The following is a 22,906-nucleotide window of genomic DNA, read 5'->3' as shown; positions in this document are numbered from 1 at the left end:
TGCACGCAATCAGGCATTCGGATTGCGAAGATTGGAGCGGTGACTGAACGGAAGGAAGCAAGTGTTCTTTTGACAGCCAATGATCAGAGACAAATCGTCCTTGAGAAAAAAGGATACAATCATTTTAAATAAGACGGGTGACTCACTTTGACGACATTACAATGGAGAACGAAAAACCCTGAAGAAACGAAAGCCGTAGCCAAGCTTGCCGCTTCATTGGCAAAGCCGGGAGACATTCTGACACTGGAAGGCGACTTGGGAGCGGGAAAAACGACTTTCACAAAAGGGTTTGCCGAAGGACTGGGGATCACAAGAGTGGTAAACAGCCCGACCTTTACAATTATAAAAGAATACCATGATGGTTCGCTTCCTCTATATCATATGGATGTGTATCGCATGGAGGATGAAAGCGAAGACTTAGGCCTTGAAGAATATTTTGAAGGACAAGGCGTCTGTTTAATTGAATGGGCTCATTTAATTCAGGATCAGCTGCCCGCTGAACGGCTGCAGATCGTCATCAAGAGAGCCGGTGATGAGGAAAGGGACATTACCTTTACGGCTTGCGGAACACGGTATGAAACGCTTTGTGAGGAGATTAATAAACATGACAATACTGGCAATTGATACGTCAAATTACACGCTGGGTGCCGCGCTCGTTCGTGAGAAAACGGTGATGGCGGAGTATATTACATATTTAAAAAAGAATCATTCCGTGCGGGCGATGCCTGCTGTCAATTCATTGCTGGAGGATTGCGGCCTAACACCGCAGGACCTTACGAAAATAGCGGTGGCGAAAGGACCGGGATCGTACACTGGTGTCAGAATCGGTGTGACGCTGGCGAAGACTTTGGCTTGGTCGCTGAAGCTTCCGATTTCCGCTGTGTCGAGCCTTGAGGTGCTGGCGGCGAACGGACGGCATTTTCAAGGTCTGATCTGCCCGTTATTTGATGCCAGACGCGGACAGGTGTATACGGGACTTTATGAATATCAGGACGGCCGATTACAATCCGTTCTTCCTGATCAGAATGTGCTTTTGACGGATTGGCTCGGCATGCTGAAAGAAAAAGCGTCTCCGGTTTTATTTTTAGGGCATGATACAGCCATTCATGAAGAAACCATTCTGCATGAACTGACATCTCAAGCAGTGATGGGAACGGCTGCACAGCATAATCCGCGGCCGTCAGAGCTGGCGTTTTTAGGCTTGGAAAAAGAAGAAGCGGATGTCCACAGCCTTGTTCCAGATTATTTGCGTCTGGCAGAGGCTGAAGCGAAATGGATGGAATCTCAAAAATAGGGTGATGGGGATGAAAACGAAAACGGCGATTCGAAGCATGCGGCCGGAAGATATTGATCAAATTTATGAAATTGAAACAGCATCCTTCACTTCTCCGTGGACGAAGGATTCATTTTATCATGAGCTTTTGGAAAATCCGTATGCGCACTACCTTGTCATTGAAAAGGACGGCTGTCTGGCGGGGTATTGCGGAATCTGGATTATTATAGATGACGCGCAGATTACGAATATAGCCATTAAGCCGGAATACCGGGGCCAATCATTGGGAGAAGCTCTGTTTCGCGCTGCGGTAGAATTGTGCAGAGAAAAAAAGGCAAGGAGGCTCTCTCTCGAAGTCAGGGTCTCGAATCATCCCGCCCAATCCTTATATAAAAAATTCGGTCTTCAGGCCGGAGGAATCAGAAAACAATACTATACAGATAACGGGGAAGATGCGTTATTAATGTGGGTGACATTACATGAGTGAAAAACAAGATATTTATGTATTAGGAATTGAAACAAGCTGTGATGAAACAGCGGCTTCAGTCGTGAAAAACGGTAAAGAAATCGTTTCAAACGTAGTCGCTTCGCAAATTGAAAGCCATAAACGGTTCGGCGGGGTCGTGCCTGAAATTGCGTCCAGACATCATGTGGAGCAGATTACCTTAGTGATTGAGGAAGCTCTTTTAAAAGCGGAGATGGGCTTTGGTGATCTCGATGCGATTGCGGTAACGGAAGGACCCGGACTTGTCGGAGCCCTGTTAATCGGAGTCAATGCGGCAAAGGCGTTAAGCTTTGCCCATCAAATACCGTTAGTCGGCGTCCATCACATTGCGGGCCATATTTATGCAAACAGACTGGTAGAGGAGCTTCAGTTCCCGGCGCTTGCTTTGGTTGTGTCGGGCGGACATACGGAATTGGTTTATATGGAAGAGCACGGTTCATTCGAGGTTATCGGAGAAACGCTGGATGATGCCGCAGGCGAAGCTTACGACAAAGTGGCGAGAACGATGGGGCTTCCTTATCCGGGAGGGCCGCAGATTGATAAGCTGGCTGCTGTGGGAACGGATTCTATTCCGCTTCCGCGTGCGTGGCTGGATGAGGGGTCTTACAATTTCAGCTTCAGCGGGCTGAAGTCAGCCGTGATTAACACGCTCCATAACGCCTCGCAAAAAAATGAGGTGATTCCTCCTGAGGATCTTGCTGCGAGCTTTCAGCAGAGTGTCATTGATGTACTGACGGCAAAAACCTCTAAAGCCGCGAAAGAATACGGGGTTAAACAAGTGCTGCTGGCAGGAGGCGTAGCCGCCAACAAAGGGCTGAGAGCCGCTCTGCAGCAGGAATTCAGCCATCCGGGAGATCCTGAGCTTGTTATCCCGCCGCTTTCTTTATGCACAGACAATGCAGCGATGATTGCGGCTGCCGGAACCGTTGCTTTTGAAAAAGGAATCCGGGGTTCATATGATATGAACGGACAGCCCGGCTTGGAATTAACATCTTTTGAGCGTCTCACGTTGTAAAACGTGAGGCTTTTTTAATTTATTAACAGATAATTCTAACATATCCACAGGATTGTGAATATATTCAGAAATCCAGGCTGAATAAGGGTCTGAAAGTTGTTAGTAAAGTGGATAAAGTCAGAAAATTTTGTGGATAGTGTGTATAAAGCGCTTACTTAAATAGCAGGCAAGGAGAAAAGCTGTGGATAAAAAAGCACCCCTTAAAGAGGTGCTTGACTTTTTCTATTCTTCTGAGGAGAGTTCTTCCCACTCCGCTAATAATCGTTCCAGCTCTTGATTCAGAGCTTCGTTCTCTGTGTGAATGGTCTGTACCTTTTCATGATCCTGATACACGTCAGGGTCGCACAGCAGCTCCTCATTGGCGCTGATTTTCTCTTCGGCGGATGAGACGGCTGCTTCGATTTCTTCAATGCGTCTCAGGCGCTGCCGTTCTTTCTTTTTCCATTCTTTTTCTTCCTCGTATGTTCTTTTTGTATCCTGTTTGACCTTGCCGGCAGGCTGTGCTTGCTCTTTTTCCTGCCGTTTCATTTCTTCCAATTCCAGCTGCTGGGCTTTTTTCTCGGTGTAATAGTCATAGTCACCCAAATATTCTTCTGCATGATCCGGAGACAGCTCCAGCACCCTTGTGGCGATCCTGTTAATAAAGTAGCGGTCATGCGATACAAATAACAGGGTTCCCGGATAGTCGATCAGGGCGTTTTCCAGCACTTCTTTACTGTCCAGATCAAGGTGGTTTGTCGGTTCATCAAGGATGAGAAAGTTTGCTTTTTGCAGCATCAGCTTGGCAAGCGCAACTCTTGCTTTCTCACCGCCGCTTAGAGAACGGACAGGTTTCAGGACATCGTCTCCGCTGAACAGAAAGTTGCCGAGGCATGTCCTGATCTCTTTTTCCGGCATGTCCGGATATTCATCCCACAGCTCGTCCAAGACGCGTTTGGATGAGGTCAGTTCGGCTTGCTCCTGATCATAATAGCCGATTGTGACATTGGAGCCGTACGTGATCGACCCGGATTTCGGACTGAGCGTATTGTTAATGGCTTTCAGCAGGGTTGACTTGCCGATCCCGTTCGGTCCGACGAGGGCGGCGCTTTCCCCTCTTGTAATGCCGAAGGTCAGGTTTTTCAAAAGCGGCGGCTGGCCGTCATAGCTGATGGAAACATCCTGTACGCGAAGGACGTCGTTTCCGCTCTGTTTTGTAATGTCAAAACGGAAGGCGGCTGATTTTTCATCACCGAGCGGCTTTGCCATGACGTCCATCCGTTCAAGCTGCTTTCGTCTGCTTTGGGCTCTTTTGGTTGTTGATGCTCTGGCCAGGTTGCGGTCGACAAAATCTTGGAGCTTGGCGATTTCGTCCTGCTGTTTTTCATACAGCTTCAGGTCTTTCTCATACTGCTCAGCTTTTTGTTCTAAATAGGCGCTGTAGTTGCCGAGGTATTTTTTACTTTCTGTCCGTGAGACCTCGTACACTTGGCTGACGACTTTATCAAGGAAATATCTGTCGTGGGAGACAATCAGGATGGCGCCTGAATATCCCTGTAAATAATGCTCAAGCCATGTAAGCGTGTCGATGTCGAGATGGTTCGTCGGTTCATCCAAAATAAGCAGATCAGGCTGGGTCAGCAAAAGCTTGCCGAGTGCAAGCCTTGTTTTCTGACCGCCGCTCAGGCTTTGCACTTTCACGGAATCGTCAAATTTTCCGAAACCGAGGCCGTGAAGGATAGAACGGACGTCCGCTTCATACTGATAGCCGCCTTTATCCTTGAAGTCCTGCTGAAGCCTGTCATAGGTTTTCATCAGTGTCTCAAGCTCCGCGGGGGCGGCCGTAGCCATCTTTTCTTCAATAGAACGCATTTCTTTTTCCATTGCTTTCAGGAAATCAAAAACACTCAGCAGTTCTTCTTTTATGGTAAGCTGGGATTCCAAGCCTGTGTGCTGGGCAAGATATCCCATCGTTAATTCTTTCGGTTTGATTAATTCACCCTTTTCATATGAAAGGTGACCTGCGATAATTTTAAGGAGAGTTGATTTGCCGGCTCCGTTTCTGCCTACAATGGCGATGCGATCCCGAGATCTGACTTCAAGCTTTATATTGTTTAAAATAGGATCAGCGCCAAAAGATTTGGACAGCTGATTAATTTGTAAGATCATCATATTATTTCACCTCTGTTATAATAAGTTAAGTGTAGCTTATCAACCTGCTGTCAGCAAACAATACATCAGAATTGGAACATTATAGGATAAGACATCAGGGAGAAAATAGTGTATGATCAGAAGTAAGGAGAGTTTAAATATGAATGGATTTTCTCATTTTAATGAAGAAGGCCGTGCCCGCATGGTGGATATAAGCGATAAATCTTCAACAGTCCGTACTGCCGCTGCAATATCCAGCGTACACATGAAGCATGACGTGTACAGCAGAATCAAAAAACGCGAGATCGGAAAAGGAGACGTACTGGCTGTCGCACAGGTGGCCGGAATCATGGCTGCAAAGCAGACCTCAGCGATTATCCCGATGTGCCACCCGCTTTCTTTAAGCAGCGTCGACATTTCATTCGGCTGGGAGGAAAAGGATTCCGAAGCCGTTCTTCATATACAGGCAAGCGTAAAAACAAAAGGGAGTACAGGTGTGGAAATGGAAGCGCTAACTTCCGCTTCAGTCTGTGCTTTGACCGTTTATGACATGTGCAAGGCGCTGGATAAAGGAATGGTCATCGGCCCGACCTGCCTCATGGAAAAAACGGGAGGCAAAAACGGTGATTTTAAAAGAGATGCATCTGAGTATAAAGTGGAGGACCAATCATGAACAAGGATCAATCAAAAATTCCGCAGGCGACAGCAAAACGGCTGCCGCTTTATTACCGCTTTTTAAAGAATTTACACGCGTCAGGAAAGCAGCGCGTTTCATCTGCTGAACTGAGCGATGCGGTAAAAGTCGATTCGGCCACGATCCGCCGGGATTTTTCCTATTTCGGGGCGCTCGGCAAAAAAGGATACGGCTATAATGTGGATTACCTGCTGTCATTTTTCAGAAAAACACTGGATCAGGATGAAACGACGAACGTCATTTTGATCGGTGTCGGGAATTTAGGGACGGCGTTTCTTCACTATAATTTCACAAAAAATAATAACACAAAAATATCTATGGCTTTTGATGTGAATCAGAGTAAAATAGGAACTGAGGTAGGCGGCGTGCCTGTCTATGCTCTTAATGATTTAGAGCTTCACATTAAGGATGAACCCGTGGCGATTCTTACCGTTCCGGCGGTTGCCGCGCAGTCAATCACCGATCGGCTCGTGTCGCTCGGAATCAAGGGAATCCTTAACTTTACGCCGGCCCGTTTGAATGTGCCGGATCACATTCGAATTCATCATATAGATTTAGCTGTAGAGCTTCAATCATTGGTTTATTTCTTAAAGCATTATTCTGTTTTGGAAGAAATTGAATAACGAAAGGAGGAGCTGCACATGATCGGTCCTGGAAGCCTGGCTGTTATCGGTGTGGTGGCGGTGATTATTTTCGGTCCGAAGAAGCTTCCCGAGTTAGGAAAAGCCGCGGGGGACACGCTTCGTGAATTTAAGAACGCCACTAAGGGATTAGCCGGTGAAGAAGAGGAAAAAAAGAAAGAAGAACAGTAAGATAGGATGACGCGTATGAGAGTGAATCAAATGACGCTTGTGGAGCATATTGCCGAACTTCGGAAACGATTGCTGATTGTGGCGTTATCCTTTACGGTTTTCTTTATTGCCGGCTTTTTTCTGGCAAAACCTATCATTGTGTATCTTCAAAAAGCCGATGAAGTAAAAGAGCTCACCCTTAATGCTTTTAACCTGACGGATCCGCTGTTTATCTTTTTGCAGTTCGCGTTTATTATCGGCATCATTTTGACTTCGCCGATTATTCTCTATCAGATTTGGGCGTTTGTCAGCCCGGGGCTGTATGAGAAGGAGCGCAAAGTAACACTCAGCTATATTCCGATTTCGATCGTGCTGTTTGTCGGCGGTGTGTCATTTTCTTATTATATTTTATTTCCGCTGGTCGTTGATTTTATGAAGCGGGTCTCGAATGACCTCGATGTCAACCAAGTGATCGGAATCAGCGAGTATTTTCATTTTCTGCTGCAGCTGACGATTCCGTTCGGGCTGCTGTTTCAGATGCCGGTGCTGATCATGTTTTTAACGAGACTCGGTGTTATCACGCCGATGTTTTTATCGAAGATCAGGAAGTACGCGTATTTTGTGCTGCTTGTGATCGCAGCGATGATTGCGCCGCCTGAGCTGCTGTCTCACTTGATGATTACGATTCCGCTTTGCATTTTATACGAGGTCAGTATCCTGATTTCAAAAGCGGCGTATCGGAAAAGGCAGACCGGCAGCAGCGAATCCGACCAGGACGTATCAGCATAAAAAAAGCCATTTCTCCATGATGAGAAATGGCTTTTCTTTTATTTTTGATTTTTCTTCACTTTAAATGAGAAAGCGAACATTTTAAACGAGATGCTGATATTATAAGCGGCGAAAACCATCAGCAGTATGGAATAAAAAGACCACATGCTTCCCGGCGAGCTTGCGGCCAAATACGTAAAGATACAGCCGACTGCGAAATAAATCAAGCCCCAAGTCATTGGGTTCCTCATACAAACAATCCTCCAATAATTAATTGCATTTGTTCACTATGCTGTTCAATATATTTTTGGGCGGGGCCGAGCTGCATGACCACGACAATGGTATTCATCATGACATGGGCGAATATCGGCACAATAATCCGTTTCGTCTGCACATACAAGAACGCAAAGGTAAAGCCCATGGCCGTATATAGCAGCAGGTGTGTGAGGTCCTGGTGCACAATGCCGAAAATGACGGAACTGATCAGTCCGGCGAAAAAGAAATTCGTTTTTTCATATAATACACCGAAGATGATCTTCCGGAAAATGATTTCTTCAAGAATCGGCCCGACGATAGAAGAAACGATAATCATGAGCGGCATGGCTTTTATAATGTTGAGAATGGCTTTCGTGTTTTCGGAACCGCTGTTCACGTGAAAGACATACTGCTCAATCATTCCGGCGATACCCTGAGAAAATAAAGCGAGCCATATTCCCGCGACCGCCCAGAGAACGGACATGCCGGCGGATGCTTTCTTCCCGTTTCTTAATGTCTGCTTCGGCGCGGTTCTCAAAATCAAGAGAACGATAATCAGGCAGATAAAAAAGCTTACGACGGAATAAATCCCCTGAGCCATGGTGAGATTCGCATTCGTAGGATGCCCGCCCGCGTAGCCGAATTTGTACATTAAAGGAATGCCGATCAATGCGGAAAGCTGCATGATAACGTATGTCAAAATGATATACCAATACTGTTTTCTCAAATGATATGTACTCCTTTATCCTATAAAATCAACTTATTTGTTCTTATTGTAACATAAGTGAACCAGACGTGAAAAAAGGAGAAAATCGCTGTAAGAGAGAATGATGTAAGCGTGAAAATTTTTTATTCTTATGACTTGAAATTGGAAGTGAGATTCTTTATTATAATAATTGTGTTAGCACTCTTTAGAGCTGAGTGCTAAAATTACATATTCATACTATTGAGGAGGTTATTACATTGTTAAAGCCATTAGGTGATCGCGTTGTCATTGAACTCGTAGAATCTGAAGAAAAAACTGCCAGCGGAATCGTATTACCGGATTCTGCAAAAGAAAAGCCGCAAGAAGGCAAAATCGTGGCAGCCGGTTCAGGTCGCGTGTTGGAAAGCGGAGAGCGCGTTGCTTTAGAAGTAAAAGAGGGCGACCGCATTATCTTCTCAAAATACGCCGGTACTGAAGTGAAATACGAAGGTACTGAATACTTAATCTTACGTGAAAGCGACATTTTAGCTGTTATCGGCTAAGCAAATAAATACTTTTAAAAATTCGAGGAGGTTTCGTTAACATGGCAAAAGATATTAAGTTTAGTGAAGAAGCACGCCGCGCTATGCTTCGCGGTGTCGATGCGCTTGCTGACGCTGTAAAAGTAACTTTAGGGCCAAAAGGACGCAACGTGGTTCTGGAGAAAAAATTCGGTTCTCCATTAATTACAAATGACGGTGTAACAATCGCAAAAGAAATTGAACTTGAAGACGCGTTTGAAAACATGGGTGCGAAGCTTGTGGCTGAAGTAGCCAGCAAAACAAACGACGTTGCCGGTGACGGTACAACGACTGCAACAGTTCTTGCGCAGGCTATGATCCGTGAAGGCCTGAAAAACGTAACTGCGGGAGCTAACCCTGTCGGCGTGCGTAAAGGTATGGAACAAGCCGTAACCGTTGCAATCGAAAACTTAAAAGAAATTTCTAAGCCGATCGAAGGCAAAGAGTCTATCGCTCAGGTTGCTGCGATCTCTGCTGCTGATGAGGAAGTCGGAAGCCTTATCGCTGAAGCAATGGAGCGCGTAGGAAACGATGGCGTCATCACAATCGAAGAGTCTAAAGGCTTCACAACTGAGCTTGAAGTTGTGGAAGGTATGCAATTCGACCGCGGATATGCATCTCCTTACATGGTGACTGACTCTGATAAGATGGAAGCGGTTCTTGATAATCCTTACATTTTAATCACAGACAAAAAAATCACAAACATCCAAGAAATCCTTCCTGTGCTTGAGCAAGTTGTACAGCAAGGCAAACCATTGCTTCTGATCGCTGAAGATGTTGAAGGTGAAGCTCTTGCTACACTCGTTGTCAACAAACTTCGCGGCACATTCAACGCTGTTGCCGTTAAAGCTCCTGGCTTCGGTGACCGCCGTAAAGCAATGCTTGAAGACATTTCCGTTCTTACAGGCGGAGAAGTGATCACAGAAGATTTAGGTCTTGACCTGAAATCTACTGAAATCGGACAATTGGGACGCGCTTCTAAAGTTGTGGTAACGAAAGAAAACACAACAATCGTAGAAGGCGCCGGCGATACTGAAAAAATCGCTGCACGCGTTAACCAAATCCGCGCTCAAGTGGAAGAAACAACTTCTGAATTCGACAGAGAAAAATTACAAGAGCGTCTTGCGAAACTTGCCGGCGGCGTAGCTGTCATCAAAGTCGGCGCTGCGACTGAAACTGAGCTGAAAGAGCGTAAACTTCGCATCGAAGACGCCCTCAACTCAACTCGCGCAGCTGTTGAAGAAGGCATCGTATCCGGCGGTGGTACAGCGCTTGTCAACGTATACAACAAAGTCGCTGCAGTTGAAGCTGAAGGCGATGCGCAAACAGGTATCAACATCGTGCTTCGCGCGCTTGAAGAGCCGATCCGTCAAATCGCGCACAACGCTGGTCTTGAAGGATCTGTCATCGTTGAGCGCCTGAAAAACGAAAAAATCGGCGTAGGCTTCAACGCTGCAACTGGCGAATGGGTAAACATGATCGAAAAAGGTATCGTTGACCCGACAAAAGTGACGCGTTCTGCTCTGCAAAACGCTGCGTCTGTAGCAGCAATGCTCCTGACAACTGAAGCCGTTGTCGCTGACAAACCGGAAGAAAACGCCGGCGGTGCAGGAATGCCTGACATGGGCGGAATGGGCGGTATGGGTGGAATGATGTAAAAAATTATGATCCCTGTTTGGACATAAGGGGTTGCCAGATGTAATGCCATACGAGGTCTCTCACAAGTTCAATGAATTTGTGAGGGGCTTTTTTTATTTCTATCATTCATCTCAAATTACGAATGAATGATGCTAATTTATTTAAGTTAGCATCGGCTATAGTACAAGATACTCTCAATTTTCCAAAAACAGATTTAATAATTCATTTGAAGCAGTTACTAAGGATGCAGAGTACTATTTAAACACCAACAATCCTGTCTATTTGAAATTTAAACATCATTTTACTGTTAATAATTATACCTAAGAGGATGGTCAAACAATTGCACAAGCATTTGCAGATTGCCTTAAAGAAAAATAAAATCTGAATAATTAATTCTTCCCAAAAGTAATGCATATTATGAGGGGGCGCATATCATTGTGATACAGTTAAAGATTATATATAAGGCAGTATTAGTAATTTTAATAAGTGCCTGTTTTTTATTGTTTAATGGATGGTATTTTCATAAATGTATTATTGATCCGCATTACTACCAATTAACAGATTTTTCGGAAGAAGATATTCAAATTTTTGAGCATTTTTATAATATTGATCTACCTTCAAACACGAAGTTTATTAAAGCAGAGCAATTTGAAACAGGGGTAGGTAATTATTCTGCGATTTTGTACGTAGCATTACCTGCCAAAAAGGTAAAGCCTTTAGTTTCTGACTATTCTTATATGCCTATCTTTTATAACAATAGGTATACAGTATTTTATGGTGTTAATATTACAAGCAGCAATAAGGAAACAGCACAAATTACATTTGGAGCAGACGATAGTTCGCTGAATGGTTCTTTATGGAGTAAGCAAGTAAGGAATCTCTTAGAATCGAGAGGGAAGTATATTGGCGTTTCAGATGAAACTTATGTTATTTCTGCGTTTTTAATTAACGTCGTTTTTATTGCATTACTTGTTTGGATCTTGAAAAAGAGCAGAAGAACTAGAGTTTGAATTAAGAAATATTTGAACTCACCAGCATAATGTTGATTAGGAATACTTAAGGGTATATCGGACAGAAAGAGTTTTCATTGCACAGATCTTTATTAAATAATAACACTAAACCAATTTTAAATGCAGTTCAAGGGTATTAGAATAGTCTTGTTTAATAGTATGGAAGGAAAGAGAAAGGGGGAAACATGAGGAACTTATCATGCTGTTATTCACATTGTGTTTTCTACCCCATATCCATTGGGCGCTTGGAAGGACACCTTGGCAAAGGTTTTATAGATGATACTATACTTCAAATTTTAAGCTTCATTTCACAAGAATCTTAAATATGCATTAATATTAATAAATTTCTATCATACTTATTCATTTCTCAGAAGAAATATATGGAAAAACCTCTGTTTTTTTTAGGAAAATATGTTATTATAATTGTGGATTTAAAATATTAAAAAGAAAAGAGGAATTCTAAAGATGAAAAAGTTAGTAATGACCCTGTTTACAGCAGTACTTTTGGGAGTTGCCATTTTCGCAGGCGGGTCAGAAGCCTTAGCTATGGATTCGAAAGGTACAATCAAATTTAAAACAGATGCTAATACATATACGAAAAGTGCTACTTCCATTGTGGTTACGGGTACTTTGGCTAGGGATTTAGATAATGGCTTTTCAGTAATTATATTAAATAATAAAGGTAAAGTATTTGCCAGAAAAGATATTTCGCATAGTATTGGTTCACGTAATTTTCGTGTGAGTTTTTCAACGAAAAATCTTCCTGCAGGTAAGTATGATGTGCAAGTTGGACAGGATTGGGGAGGAAGATATTGGTCAGGTGAACTAAAACATTATATTACAGTACAGCATTAATACGGCTGTATAAGTATTAACCTCTTGTTGCTAAAAAGTTTAACTTTAGAAATTTGTTTTCTGTGAAATATTAATTTTTCAATCAAGGTATCTTAATCAATTTACTGTACTGATAAAGATACCTTTTTATCTTTAAAAACAACAAGGTCATGAGTGTTTTTCAAAGCTCGTACCGCTAGCCGCAATGTATTTGTCTTTTAAATGAGAATATCCATTTGCTCCACCTCACCCCGAATCCCAATCCCAGGCTCCCACGAATCAATCAAACGCATCGCCTTCTGATTCGATTCTATTGCTTTCGTTTTCTCTCCTTTTCGGTACAACAGTTGTGCGATCCCATAATGATAGTAGATCAGTTCAACTTGATTGGCGTTGTGTTTGTCATAGAGCATCTGTTCAAAGGCTTTTTCCGCTTTTTCGAGTTGATCACACTTGACGTAAGCCATGCCCAGGTTGAAATAGGCTTCTATTGTTTTTTCGCCGCCGTATGCGGCGCTGGTGGTGTTTGCCGCTTCGTATAATGTGATGGCTTCTTCATAGTGAGAGCGGGCGAAACTCAGGTCGCCGCGGACCAGAAGAACCCTGTGCCGGATAATGGGCGAGACGGGCTGATCTTTGATGCCGTCCAGCATTGCTGCCGCTTTGTCCGGTTCTCCGATTTTTAACAGCAGCCTTGCTTGCAGGGCGATTCCCCATACTTTCAAGTCATCGTGATCCGGCGCGCCTGATTGTTCGAGTATCTTCAGGCCGGCTTCTATTTGCTTGAGAGCTCCGTCTGAATCGTTGACTTCCATCAGCGCCCAGCCTGCCGTGTCGATCCTGAAGTAGGCTTCCCGTGTGTGTTCGCCTGATTGATGGGCGGCATCGGCGGCTTTTAATCCGTATTTGATTCGCAGGGGCAGGTTGATTCTGCTTAGAAAATGGCTGATACGGATGATGAGTTTGATCAGGATTTCATGTTGTCCGGTTTCGCTCGACCATTCGATGACCTTTAGGATGTTCGGCCATTCCTTTTTCATTTGCTCTAAATTCCGTCCCAGCAGGTAGCTCCAATAGATGGAATTCGGCTGTTCCCGCTTTATATGGGTTTCCGCATAATCCATATAATAATGCGCCCAGCGGCTGCGGGCTTCTTTTGCAAATTCGTGATTTTCGGATAAGTGCTGTTCTCCGTAAGCGACAACGGTTTGATGGGCTGAATATTGAATTCTTCCTTCGCTTCGTTCCGGCTGTATTAAAGCATATGACCGCATTTGCTCAATCGCGTAATGAAAACGCCGTGCGTCTAATCCGGCCGCTTGAGCCAAGCTTTTTTCGTCAGGGGGCTTAGCGAAAAAGCAAAGCGTCTGCCATAGTTTCCGTGTGTCTTCATGACACCTTTCCCATGTGCGGCCAAAGAGAACCTCAAACAATTCCAATAATGAGTAACCCGCTTGTTTAAGCTCTTGAATGAGCTGGGGAGCGGGGATGTCGTCGTCTGACATGTATGCAATGCTCAGTGCCATGGCCTTCGGGTTGCCGGCGGCTGCCGAGACAAATTCATTCTTAAGGTCAGGTGATAGCTGCAACAGCTGCTCCAGCTTTTCCCGTTTTTGCGGGAAGTTGCATGTTTGCAGACAGCGGTGCACTTCTTGGTGAAAAAAATCAAGGGCATCCGTTTGTTCAAGACCGCTCAGCTGGATGGCCGCCAGTTCTCCGAAGCCGTCCCGGTATGTCTGTTTTACATTTTCACGTGCCGTAAGCAGGACTTTTACGCCTTGCGGAAGGCCGATGATAAATTCGTGAATGTCACGTTCCGCTGTATCGATGCTGTCAACGATCAGCAGCACGGGTTTTTCATTTGCATGAGCGGCTAATGCATTGCGGACAACGAACCGTTTTTCGTTGATGGATTTGTCGATTTGTTCGGTGCGTCCGAGCTGGTAGGCAATCGTGTTTAAAAAATCGCTGAAGCTTAATCCTTTCCAGTCAGCGCTGATCCAGATAATGCTGCTGAATGCCGGCCAATTTGAAGAACCTCCGGCACAAAGGCAGGCTGCTTCAAGAGCGATCGTTGTTTTTCCCATGCCGGCCCAGCCTGTGATTAAACAGACCGGTGACGGAGAAAGTATCCATTGCCGGATCGCTTCTATATCAAAGCCGCGGCCGATAAAGTTTCCGGTCCGACGTGATGGTAAGTTATGCGTGACGGACTGTTCTGTAAGCGCATTCGTTTTATGGCTTGGTCTGTCCTGAAACAGCCGCTTCACTGCTTTTTCAACATCTTCATCAGTCGGTGCTCCGAATGATCCGTCTTTCCGGCGTATTTTTGCTTTTTTTAGACAAGACGCCGTCCAAACGGGCAATGCGGGTGTGATGACGGGAATCGTGGTGTTTTCCAGAAGGCCGGTCAGCCATTCAGGATCCATGTCGGTCTTTTCTATAATAATCCAGATCATGCCGAACAGCTTTCCGTCGTCAATTCGTCCGGGAATGTAGTGTGCGCCCATCTGTCCGATCCAGCTTTTGATCGTGTTAGAGGATACGCCTAATCGGAGTGCAATTTTGTCTATATAAGACTGTCCTGCTTTTACGTTCTTTGTCCTTTTGATGTTGTAATCAGGCTGAAGTTTCAGCGATTTGACGGCAGGCGCCAGCAGTTCTGAAAATTGTGTCCGGTTTTCAAGTTCAGCCATTAGCCTGTACCTCCTATTAGTACTATTTTATCAATTCAGTGTTTTTTGTATATGAAAAAATAAAAAGTACAGTGCCGCTGTCCTTTTATACAGCAGGAAAGCTTTTGCATGTCTTGAAAAGCAGATAAAATGGGGGCAGTAACAGAGAAAACAAAAATGTATGCACTTACATTTCAGAGCAGAGAAAGGATTTTGCCAAATGACTCACACAGTGCCTCAAAACATGAAAGCGGCGGTTATGCATAACACGAGAGAAATCAAAATCGAAACATTGCCCGTGCCTGAGATCAATCATGATGAAGTATTGATAAAGGTGGTGGCTGTCGGAATTTGCGGATCTGATCTGCATTACTATACAAATGGCAGAATCGGCAATTATGTAGTGGAAAAACCATTTATCCTCGGTCATGAATGCGCGGGAGAAATTGCCGCCGTCGGATCGTCTGTCGATCAATTTAAAATAGGAGACCGGGTCGCTGTCGAACCGGGTGTCACATGCGGACGCTGTGAGGCGTGCAAGGAGGGGCGTTATAATCTTTGTCCGGATGTACAGTTTTTGGCGACGCCGCCGGTTGACGGCGCGTTTGTCCAATACATCAAAATGCGTCAGGACTTTGTTTTTTCGATTCCGGATTCACTTTCCTATGAAGATGCGGCTTTGATTGAACCGTTTTCTGTCGGTATTCATGCAGCAGCGAGAACGAAGCTTCAACCCGGATCAACAGTTGCGATTATGGGAATGGGGCCTGTTGGATTAATGGCTGTTGCGGCAGCGAAAGCATACGGGGCAGGCACAATTATTGTGACCGACTTGGAGCCGCTGCGGTTAGATGCCGCGAAGAAAATAGGAGCGACGCATGTCATCAATGTCTGTGAACAGGATGTCGGTGAAGAAATCAAAACGATCACAAATGACAGAGGTGTTGATGCTGCCTGGGAAACAGCGGGGAATCCGGCGGCATTGCAATCCGCACTGGCTTCCGTGCGCCGGGGCGGAAAACTGGCGATTGTCGGTTTGCCTTCTCAGAACGAGATTCCGCTCAATGTGCCGTTTATTGCAGATAACGAGATTGATATATACGGAATCTTCCGTTATGCCAATACGTATCCGAAGGGAATTGAATTTCTCGCTTCCGGCATTGTGGACACGAAGCATCTTGTAACGGACCAATATCCGCTTGAGCAGACGCAAGAGGCGATGGAACGCGCCCTTCAATACAAAAATGAATGCTTAAAAGTGATGGTGTATCCAAATCGCTGAGTGAACGGGGAGGATCTTTGCATTCTCCCTCTTGCTTATCAAAAATGAAAACGGATTCTTGGGGTGGGATATGATGATTGAAACAGAAAAAGCAGCGGCAATAAAGATGAAACATCGCGGCCTGTCCTGGATGGAACGGATCGGATACGGATTCGGCGATATGTCGTACAATATGATCTTTCAGTTTGTAAACGCATACTTATTATTCTACTATACAGACGTCGGCGGCATTAAGCCTGCGGTTATTGCAGCTTTGTTTCTGATCGTAAGGGTGCTGGACGCTATTTTTGACCCGATTATGGGTGTGATTTTAGACAAGACGAATACTAGATGGGGGAAGGCAAGGCCGTATCTGCTGTGGGTGGCGTTTCCTTTTGCGCTATTTACGTTCTTATGCTTCACGACCCCTCATTTCGGCGAGACGGGAAACATGGTATACGCGTACATCACCTATATTCTGCTTGGGATGTCCTTTAGCATGCAGACGATCCCGGTCAACAGCTTAACGGGGCGGATGACGAATTCCGTGGAGGAACGGACGGTTTTGACGACGACACGGATGATTTTGGTTTATATCGGAATTCTGTTATCGATTTCCTGTGCGGCACCGCTTGCGGACGCCATCGGCGGGAAAGACCAGGCGTTTGGTTTCCAGATGACGGCGCTTATTTATGCGGCGGTGAGCATCGCATTGAATCTGTTCAGTTTCTTTACTGTACGGGAGCGGATTCAGCCTGAAAAAAGAAAAAAACAAGGAATGAAAAAAACGTTATCTGTTTTGTTCAGAAATAAGCCTTTGCTTATTTTGGTTTCTTCATTTTTAGCGTTTGCGATCGGGTTTAACATTAAGCTCAGCACGATGGTGTACTATTTTACGTATAACGTCAGCCATAAGGAATTTGTGTTTTTAGGAACCGTATTGTTTTTCGGAGCGGCGCTGATCAGCAATCTGTTTATTCCTTTCTTTGCTGAGAAGCGGGGCCGGAAGCAGGTCATGATCATCACGGCGGCGCTATCGCTGATTTCTTATGCGGGCCTTCAGTTTACATCGTATTCCTCGATTCCGCTTATTTTCTTTTGGCTTTTCGTTTCTGGATTTTTCACGACGCCTTTGAATACCCTTGCTTGGGGAATGGTTGCCGATTGTGTCGATTATGCGGAATGGAAAACCGGAGTCCGGGCTGATGGCGTGGTGATATCGAGCATGAGTTTTATCAATAAGCTCGGCGTTGCGTTAGCCGGGTCATTTTCGGCCGTTTATCTCGAAATCGCCGGGTATGCCGCGAATACCGAACAGGCGGCATCGTCATTGAATGCGATTAAAAATATGAATGCGCTCATCCCGGGATTGTTCATTCTGCTGTCCATTATTCTTATTTCTTTTTATCCTTTAACTGAAAAAAAATATCAGCAGATGATGTCTGATCTGGAGCAAAGAGCTGCAAGATAAGTATATGTAAAATTTAAAATATTCAATGTAAACGGTTGTATTTATGACAGAAAGCACTATACTGAAACTATAATCGAGAATTGATAAATGAGTGTGATAATGTGGGAAGCCAATCTGTTATTTGTATTGGAGAATTATTAATTGATTTCTTTTGTACCGATGTGGATGTCGATTTGACGGAAGGGCGCAATTTCTTAAAAAGTGCCGGCGGGGCACCGGCGAATGTGTCGGCAGCGATTGCCAAACTGGGCGGAGACGCGGCTTTCAGCGGAAAAACAGGCAAGGATCCGTTCGGGTATTTTCTGAAGCAGACATTAGACGCCGTACACGTCGATACCTCTATGCTCGTCATGGATGAGAAAGCGCCTACAACGCTGGCGTTTGTTTCATTAAAACAAAATGGGGAGCGCGACTTTGTGTTTAACAGAGGAGCGGACGCTTTGTTTACGCTTGAGGATATTGATCAGGAAAGGGTCAACGATGCGAAAATCCTTCATTTCGGCTCAGCGACGGCACTGTTATCAGATCCGTTTTGCTCAGCCTATTTACGGCTGATGTCGATTGCGAAAGACAATGGACAGTTTGTTTCCTTCGATCCTAACTACCGGGAGGATTTATGGAAGGGAAGAGTTTCAGAGTTTATAAACACCGCAAAAAAAGCAATTGCCGTAAGTGATTTTGTGAAAGTCAGTGACGAGGAGCTTGAGATCATCAGCGGTGCGAAGGATCATAAAGAAGGTGTTGCGATCCTTCATGAGATCGGGGCCGGCATTGTGGCGGTGACACTCGGAAAAAGCGGGACCCTTCTTTCAAATGGAAAGGATCTTGACATCATTCCGAGTATTCCGGTGACATCAATAGATTCAACGGGAGCGGGAGATGCGTTTGTCGGAGCGGCGCTGTATCAGCTGGCGCGCATTGATGAGATTCAGACGGCAGCCGCTGATTTTGCGAAGCTGCGTGATATTGTCTCATTTGCCAATAAGGCAGGGGCGCTCGTGTGCACCAAAATCGGTGCGATCGATGCTTTGCCGACCTTAAAAGAGGTTGAAGTATCACTTTAAAATATGGAGGATGTTTCTTGAAAGTCATCGGACTTCGGGAAGCATCCTTTTTTATTTAGGACTGAAACCCTTTTCGATATACGGTATACTCTATAGAGATATCCAGTAAATTGAACCATTGTGAAGTACATACAATAACGTTTTTATCAGATCCCGAGTAAAACCAAGTTTCTGCTGCTGCCGTCATGTACAGGGTGACGGTCTTTAAATATTGGACTGCGGAGGAATGTTCATGAAACATATTTTTCTTATTGTGCAATGCGCGTTTTCTGTTTTTTGTTTTTTCTGTCTCGCTGCTGTGAATTGGTATCAGGGGAGTGAGCTTGTTTCTGATTCGTTTGATTGGAATTATACGGCTAAATTTTCAAAGCTGCTGAATGGGACGGATACAATTACAAGGCCCGAGCAGATATCGCAGCTGGATTTCTTCGTGTATTCTGCTAAGCATTATCCGTTAGTGAGCGGATTGATGATCGGGCTGTTTATTTATTTTTTGTTTTCACTGTATCTGGTCATGAAGAATATCCGCCGGCAAAAACGGGCTCGATGAGACTATTTTCATATAAAAATACATAAATTCATGAGAAATTGAAACTTTTTTCGAAAAAAATCAGTATATATAACTGTGAATTTGTTACTATTTAACTTTAGGAGGAAAATGAAAAATGAGTATTTTAGGAAGATTTAAAGACATTATGTCAAGTAATATCAATGCGTTGCTGGATAAAGCTGAAAACCCTGAGAAAATGGTTGATCAATATTTGCGGAATCTGAACAGTGATTTAGGAAAAGTGAAGGCGGAGACGGCTTCTGTCATGGCTGAGGAACAGCGGGCGAAAAGAGCGTTAACGGAATGTCAGGCCGATGCCGAAAAGATGGAAAGCTACGCGATGAAAGCTTTACAGGCAGGAAATGAAGCCGATGCGCGGACATTTTTGGAAAGGAAAGCGGCTGTTGAATCAAGACTGACTGAGCTGCAAACAGCTTATCAGCTCGCTTCTTCCAACGCGTCTCAAATGCGCAAAATGCATGACAAGCTTGTTGCTGATATCGGAGAGCTTGAGTCGCGGCGAAATGCCATCAAAGCGAAGTGGTCTGTGGCGAAAACACAGGAAAGAATGAATAAACTGGGGTCCTCTGTGTCAAATGCGGGCCAATCGCTGACCGCTTTTGGCAGAATGGAAGACAAGGTCAACCGGGCGCTTGATCATGCCAATGCGATGGCGGAGCTGAACGCGTCTCCGAAAGACGATATTGACGAGCTGACGGCTAAATATGACAGCAATCAAAGCAGTGTTGATGATGAACTGGCGGCGCTCAAGCAGAAAATGCTTTTCAGTAAAGACCAATAGAAAGCGGGCTGCAGCTTTGTCCGATATAAAGAGAAAGTGAGAGAAACAGAATGATCATTTCTTATAAATGCCCGAACTGCGGAGATGATATGGTCTTTGACAGTTCATCCGGCATGCTGACGTGTCACAGCTGCGGGCGGCAGGATCAGATTGAAAGCCTGCCAAAGGAGTATATTACGACGAGATTTTCCGAAAATGAGGCGAACGAGTACCGCTGTGAGAACTGCGGCGCGGTTCTGATGACTGAGGCGGAAACGACGGCCACAACGTGCGGATTTTGCGGAGGAGCCGCCGTTCTCGCCGACCGATTATCAGGAAACCTCGCGCCTTCCATGGTGATTCCTTTTACGATCAGTAAAGAAGAGGCCATGAGCGCTTTTAAAAAGTGGTGCCGAAACGGCCGGCTGACACCGAGGGGATTTATGACTGCCGATCGGGTGAAGAGCATAACCGGTATGTACGTGCCGTTTTGGATGTTTGACTTAAACAGCAAGGTTCAGGTCAATGCCGTTTGTACGAGAGTGCATCATTATGATGAAGGAGAATACCGGGTGACTGAGACTGAGTATTACAACGCGTATCGTGATATCAATCTCGATTATCTCAAAATACCGGTCGACGCTTCAGAAAAAATGAATGATGAATTAATGGACAAATTGGAGCCTTACGCTTACAGTGAGCTGAAGGAGTTTAATACGGCTTATTTAGCTGGCTATATAGCGGAAAAGTACAATTATACCGATGACGATCTCTTTCCGCGGGCGAAGGATAAAATCAGCCATTATATTGATTCTTATGTCAGATCCACCTTCTCCGGCTATACGACGGCTGACATAACGGATGAACAGATTCAGACGGATAAGATCAGCAGCTTTTACGTACTGCTTCCGGTCTGGATGGTCAGCTACGATTTTGAACGGACTGAACATATTTTCGCAATGAACGGGCAGACGGGCAAGGTTGTCGGCAAACCGCCGATCAGCGCCGGAAAAGTGGCCGCGTGGTTCGGCGGCATAACCGCCGGTGCGTTTTTAGCATTAAGACTTGTCTCCCTTATGATAGGAGGCGGTTTTTGATGAGAGGATCGATGAAAAAAGCGTGTCTCTTGTGCTTCGTCCTTTTTCTGATGCTGTCTTTTTCTTTACATACAACAGCGTCTGCTGCGGAACAGAAGCAATACGTTTATGACAATGCTCATTTATTAACGAAGGATGAAACGAAGAAACTTGAGGAATTGGCGGGGAAGCTCGGGGCAAAGCGCCATACCGATTTTATCATTCTTACCGCAAACGGAACGGGCGGTAAGGACATCGAGCAGTATGCCGGTGATTTTTATGACAGTCATTTTAGCGGAAGCACGGCGATATTGACCATTGATATGAAGGACCGGGAAGTGTTTATCTCCGGGTATAAAAAGGCGGAGACGTATTTGAACAGCAGCCGGCTGAATACGATCAGGAATACGATTTCGTCAGACATTTCCGCAGGTCATTATGAAAAGGCATTTCAGACCTACATTAAAATGTCTTATAAAGATATGGGGAAAAGCCCGGACAGCAAGTCTGACAATCTGCTGCTCACATGGTGGTTTCAGCTGATTATCGCCGCAGCCGCAGCCGGTATCGCCGTCACAGTGATGGTGTACAATTCCGGCGGCAGGGTCACCGTCACCGGAAGCACGTATATGGATCACGATACGTCTGAAGTGCTGGACCAGCACGACACATATATCCGAACGGACGTGACAAGAGAAAGAAAGCCTGACAAAGATAATGACAATGACGGCGGAGTCACGAGAGGCGGCACGTCTTACAGCGGAAGCAAGGGAAGCTTTTAAATTTAACGTAAAGGATTTGAACATACATGGGCTTTTTCAGAAATCAGTTAGCAAATGTGGTGGAATGGGAAGAATTCAGAGACGACATGGTTTTTTATAAATGGAACAACCGTGAAATTAAAAAAGGCAGCCGTCTGATCATCCGGCCGGGGCAGGATGCCATCTTTTTATACAACGGAAAGATTGAAGGGATTTTCCGTGATGACGGCGATTATGATATCGAATCAGAAATCATTCCGTTTCTATCGACATTAAAAGGATTTAAGTTTGGCTTTAACAGCGGCATGCGGGCTGAAGTTCTGTTTGTGAATACGAAGGAGTTCACGGTGAAGTGGGGCACGAAAAACGCCATTAACATTCCGGCGGCGGGAATGCCGGGCGGTATGCCGATCCGAGCAAACGGCACATTTAACTTCAAGGTCATTGACTACATCGGATTGATTGATAAGATTGCGGGTGTCAAGGACAGCTATTTAGTGGATGACATTAAAATCCGGATTACGTCTATTCTCGATCAGCTTTTGATGAAATGGATCACAAAAGAAGGAAAAGACATGTTCAATCTGCAGTCGAATTCATTTGAAATCGGAAAAGGCATTCAAGAAGACCTTGATATGCAGCTGATCGGAGACGGGATGTCGATTACGGGCTTCAATATTATGAGCTTTAACTATCCGCAGGAAGTGCAGGATATGATTACGAAAAACGCTTCTTTCGGCATGGTGGGCGATGTGAACCGCTATCAGCAGATTTCCATGACGGACGGAATGTCATCCGGCAAAATGAGCGGAAGCGGTGCTGCCTCTGACATGGCGGGCATGATGATGGGAATGAATATGGCCAATCAAATGATGAACCAAATGAATCAAAATCAGCAGAACCAGCCGCAGCAGAATCAAAGTCAGCAAAATCAGGGGGCGGCGCAGGCAAACGGCTCGGAAGGAGCGGCTAAGCCGAAATTTTGTCCGAACTGCGGAACGAAAACGGAAGGCGCGAATTTTTGCCCGAATTGCGGACAGAAGCTTGCCTGACGATATACGAAAAAGAGGCCTTTTGGGGGCCTCTTT

Annotated in this window: 25 protein-coding genes (1 of these 25 cut by a window edge); 21 read left to right on the top strand and 4 right to left on the bottom strand. The window is 45.0% G+C overall.

What is annotated here, in order from left to right:
* The 5 genes in view from thiL to tsaD are tightly spaced (at most 15 nt apart) and all read left to right on the top strand, a layout consistent with a single transcriptional unit that may run on beyond the window.
* Positions 1–132: the end of a thiamine-phosphate kinase gene (gene thiL / locus ACXN9U_RS11495; RefSeq protein WP_060963440.1), read on the top strand. Its footprint begins 846 nt before the window's first position; the window shows 132 of its 978 coding nt (coding positions 847–978); its start codon lies off the left edge, out of view; it ends in the stop codon at positions 130–132.
* A gap of 15 nt (positions 133–147) precedes the next feature.
* Positions 148–624 carry a tRNA (adenosine(37)-N6)-threonylcarbamoyltransferase complex ATPase subunit type 1 TsaE gene (gene tsaE / locus ACXN9U_RS11490; RefSeq protein ID WP_060963439.1) on the top strand — a complete coding sequence of 159 codons (477 nt, stop codon included), beginning with the start codon at positions 148–150 and terminating at the stop codon, positions 622–624.
* On the top strand, positions 605–1,294 hold the full coding sequence (gene tsaB, locus ACXN9U_RS11485) for a tRNA (adenosine(37)-N6)-threonylcarbamoyltransferase complex dimerization subunit type 1 TsaB (RefSeq protein WP_060963438.1): 690 nt from the start codon (positions 605–607) through the stop codon (positions 1,292–1,294). The genes tsaE and tsaB overlap by 20 nt, the downstream gene beginning before the upstream one ends.
* Positions 1,295–1,304: 10 nt before the next feature.
* Positions 1,305–1,760 (top strand): ribosomal protein S18-alanine N-acetyltransferase, encoded by a 456-nt coding sequence (gene rimI / locus ACXN9U_RS11480; RefSeq protein WP_016937067.1) that lies wholly within the window; start codon positions 1,305–1,307, stop codon positions 1,758–1,760.
* A complete protein-coding gene (gene tsaD / locus ACXN9U_RS11475) occupies positions 1,753–2,793 on the top strand; it encodes a tRNA (adenosine(37)-N6)-threonylcarbamoyltransferase complex transferase subunit TsaD (RefSeq protein WP_060963437.1) in 1,041 nt (346 codons plus the stop codon). Before rimI ends, tsaD begins: the two co-directional genes overlap by 8 nt.
* A gap of 222 nt (positions 2,794–3,015) precedes the next feature.
* Here tsaD and ACXN9U_RS11470 read toward each other — a convergent pair whose 3' ends face one another.
* Complete coding sequence (locus ACXN9U_RS11470) at positions 3,016–4,944, bottom strand: ABC-F family ATP-binding cassette domain-containing protein (RefSeq protein ID WP_060963436.1); 1,929 nt, start codon at positions 4,942–4,944, stop codon at positions 3,016–3,018.
* A gap of 139 nt (positions 4,945–5,083) precedes the next feature.
* Between ACXN9U_RS11470 and moaC the strand changes: the two genes are divergently transcribed.
* From moaC to tatC, 4 genes are read left to right on the top strand one after another with little or no spacing between them, the layout of a single operon-like run.
* A complete protein-coding gene (gene moaC / locus ACXN9U_RS11465; protein ID WP_060963435.1) occupies positions 5,084–5,596 on the top strand; it encodes a cyclic pyranopterin monophosphate synthase MoaC in 513 nt (170 codons plus the stop codon).
* Positions 5,593–6,240, top strand: coding sequence for a redox-sensing transcriptional repressor Rex (locus ACXN9U_RS11460; RefSeq protein WP_060963434.1), 648 nt, complete (start codon positions 5,593–5,595; stop codon positions 6,238–6,240). The genes moaC and ACXN9U_RS11460 overlap by 4 nt, the downstream gene beginning before the upstream one ends.
* An 18-nt stretch (positions 6,241–6,258) precedes the next feature.
* Positions 6,259–6,429: a twin-arginine translocase TatA/TatE family subunit gene (locus ACXN9U_RS11455; protein ID WP_003155981.1), complete on the top strand. Its 171-nt coding sequence runs from the start codon at positions 6,259–6,261 to the stop codon at positions 6,427–6,429.
* A gap of 6 nt (positions 6,430–6,435) precedes the next feature.
* Positions 6,436–7,197, top strand: a complete 762-nt coding sequence (gene tatC / locus ACXN9U_RS11450; protein WP_101605578.1) for a twin-arginine translocase subunit TatC — start codon at positions 6,436–6,438, stop codon at positions 7,195–7,197.
* Positions 7,198–7,235: 38 nt separating this feature from the next.
* On the opposite strand, the gene ACXN9U_RS11445 is transcribed toward tatC, so the two are convergent.
* Together ACXN9U_RS11445 and ACXN9U_RS11440 are read right to left on the bottom strand one after the other, a co-directional pair.
* A complete protein-coding gene (locus tag ACXN9U_RS11445) occupies positions 7,236–7,427 on the bottom strand; it encodes a YdiK family protein (protein ID WP_003155975.1) in 192 nt (63 codons plus the stop codon).
* Entirely contained in the window at positions 7,424–8,158 is a 735-nt protein-coding gene (locus ACXN9U_RS11440) for a CPBP family intramembrane glutamic endopeptidase (RefSeq protein ID WP_060963432.1), read from the bottom strand. The genes ACXN9U_RS11445 and ACXN9U_RS11440 overlap by 4 nt, the downstream gene beginning before the upstream one ends.
* A gap of 236 nt (positions 8,159–8,394) precedes the next feature.
* Here ACXN9U_RS11440 and groES point away from each other — a divergent pair, with 236 nt between their 5' ends.
* From groES to ACXN9U_RS11420, 4 genes are all read left to right on the top strand, one after another.
* Positions 8,395–8,679 (top strand): co-chaperone GroES, encoded by a 285-nt coding sequence (gene groES, locus ACXN9U_RS11435; protein WP_003155970.1) that lies wholly within the window; start codon positions 8,395–8,397, stop codon positions 8,677–8,679.
* A 41-nt stretch (positions 8,680–8,720) separates the two neighbouring features.
* Positions 8,721–10,355 carry a chaperonin GroEL gene (gene groL / locus ACXN9U_RS11430; protein WP_003155941.1) on the top strand — a complete coding sequence of 545 codons (1,635 nt, stop codon included), beginning with the start codon at positions 8,721–8,723 and terminating at the stop codon, positions 10,353–10,355.
* 417 nt (positions 10,356–10,772) lie between these two features.
* Complete coding sequence (locus ACXN9U_RS11425) at positions 10,773–11,345, top strand: hypothetical protein (protein ID WP_060963431.1); 573 nt, start codon at positions 10,773–10,775, stop codon at positions 11,343–11,345.
* Positions 11,346–11,810: 465 nt separating this feature from the next.
* Positions 11,811–12,200, top strand: coding sequence for a hypothetical protein (locus ACXN9U_RS11420; protein ID WP_025284353.1), 390 nt, complete (start codon positions 11,811–11,813; stop codon positions 12,198–12,200).
* A 197-nt stretch (positions 12,201–12,397) separates the two neighbouring features.
* On the opposite strand, the gene ACXN9U_RS11415 is transcribed toward ACXN9U_RS11420, so the two are convergent.
* Complete coding sequence (locus ACXN9U_RS11415; RefSeq protein WP_489201676.1) at positions 12,398–14,875, bottom strand: NB-ARC domain-containing protein; 2,478 nt, start codon at positions 14,873–14,875, stop codon at positions 12,398–12,400.
* A 199-nt stretch (positions 14,876–15,074) separates the two neighbouring features.
* Between ACXN9U_RS11415 and gutB the strand changes: the two genes are divergently transcribed.
* The 8 genes from gutB to ACXN9U_RS11375 all read left to right on the top strand — a co-directional run bounded on the left by gutB (position 15,075) and on the right by ACXN9U_RS11375 (position 22,870).
* Positions 15,075–16,136 (top strand): sorbitol dehydrogenase, encoded by a 1,062-nt coding sequence (gene gutB / locus ACXN9U_RS11410; protein WP_489201675.1) that lies wholly within the window; start codon positions 15,075–15,077, stop codon positions 16,134–16,136.
* A 73-nt stretch (positions 16,137–16,209) separates the two neighbouring features.
* The gene (locus tag ACXN9U_RS11405; protein ID WP_060965070.1) at positions 16,210–17,586 is read left to right on the top strand and encodes an MFS transporter; all 1,377 of its coding nucleotides are present in this window, start codon (positions 16,210–16,212) and stop codon (positions 17,584–17,586) included.
* A 101-nt stretch (positions 17,587–17,687) separates the two neighbouring features.
* Positions 17,688–18,650, top strand: coding sequence for a carbohydrate kinase family protein (locus ACXN9U_RS11400; protein ID WP_438421341.1), 963 nt, complete (start codon positions 17,688–17,690; stop codon positions 18,648–18,650).
* Between the two features lie 232 nt (positions 18,651–18,882).
* Positions 18,883–19,200, top strand: a complete 318-nt coding sequence (locus ACXN9U_RS11395) for a YjdJ family protein (RefSeq protein ID WP_060963427.1) — start codon at positions 18,883–18,885, stop codon at positions 19,198–19,200.
* A 115-nt stretch (positions 19,201–19,315) separates the two neighbouring features.
* Complete coding sequence (locus tag ACXN9U_RS11390; RefSeq protein WP_060963426.1) at positions 19,316–20,002, top strand: PspA/IM30 family protein; 687 nt, start codon at positions 19,316–19,318, stop codon at positions 20,000–20,002.
* Positions 20,003–20,052: 50 nt separating this feature from the next.
* Entirely contained in the window at positions 20,053–21,078 is a 1,026-nt protein-coding gene (locus tag ACXN9U_RS11385) for a TFIIB-type zinc ribbon-containing protein (RefSeq protein WP_489201674.1), read from the top strand.
* Positions 21,078–21,839, top strand: coding sequence for a TPM domain-containing protein (locus ACXN9U_RS11380; protein ID WP_047476350.1), 762 nt, complete (start codon positions 21,078–21,080; stop codon positions 21,837–21,839). The genes ACXN9U_RS11385 and ACXN9U_RS11380 overlap by 1 nt, the downstream gene beginning before the upstream one ends.
* Positions 21,840–21,865: 26 nt before the next feature.
* Positions 21,866–22,870, top strand: coding sequence for an SPFH domain-containing protein (locus ACXN9U_RS11375; RefSeq protein ID WP_060963423.1), 1,005 nt, complete (start codon positions 21,866–21,868; stop codon positions 22,868–22,870).
* Positions 22,871–22,906: the final 36 nt, after the last annotated feature.

Source organism: Bacillus sp. BACIII, assembly GCF_057836745.1.
The sequence above is the reverse complement of the archived record's forward strand: the minus strand, read 5'-3'. Positions and strand labels throughout refer to the sequence as shown.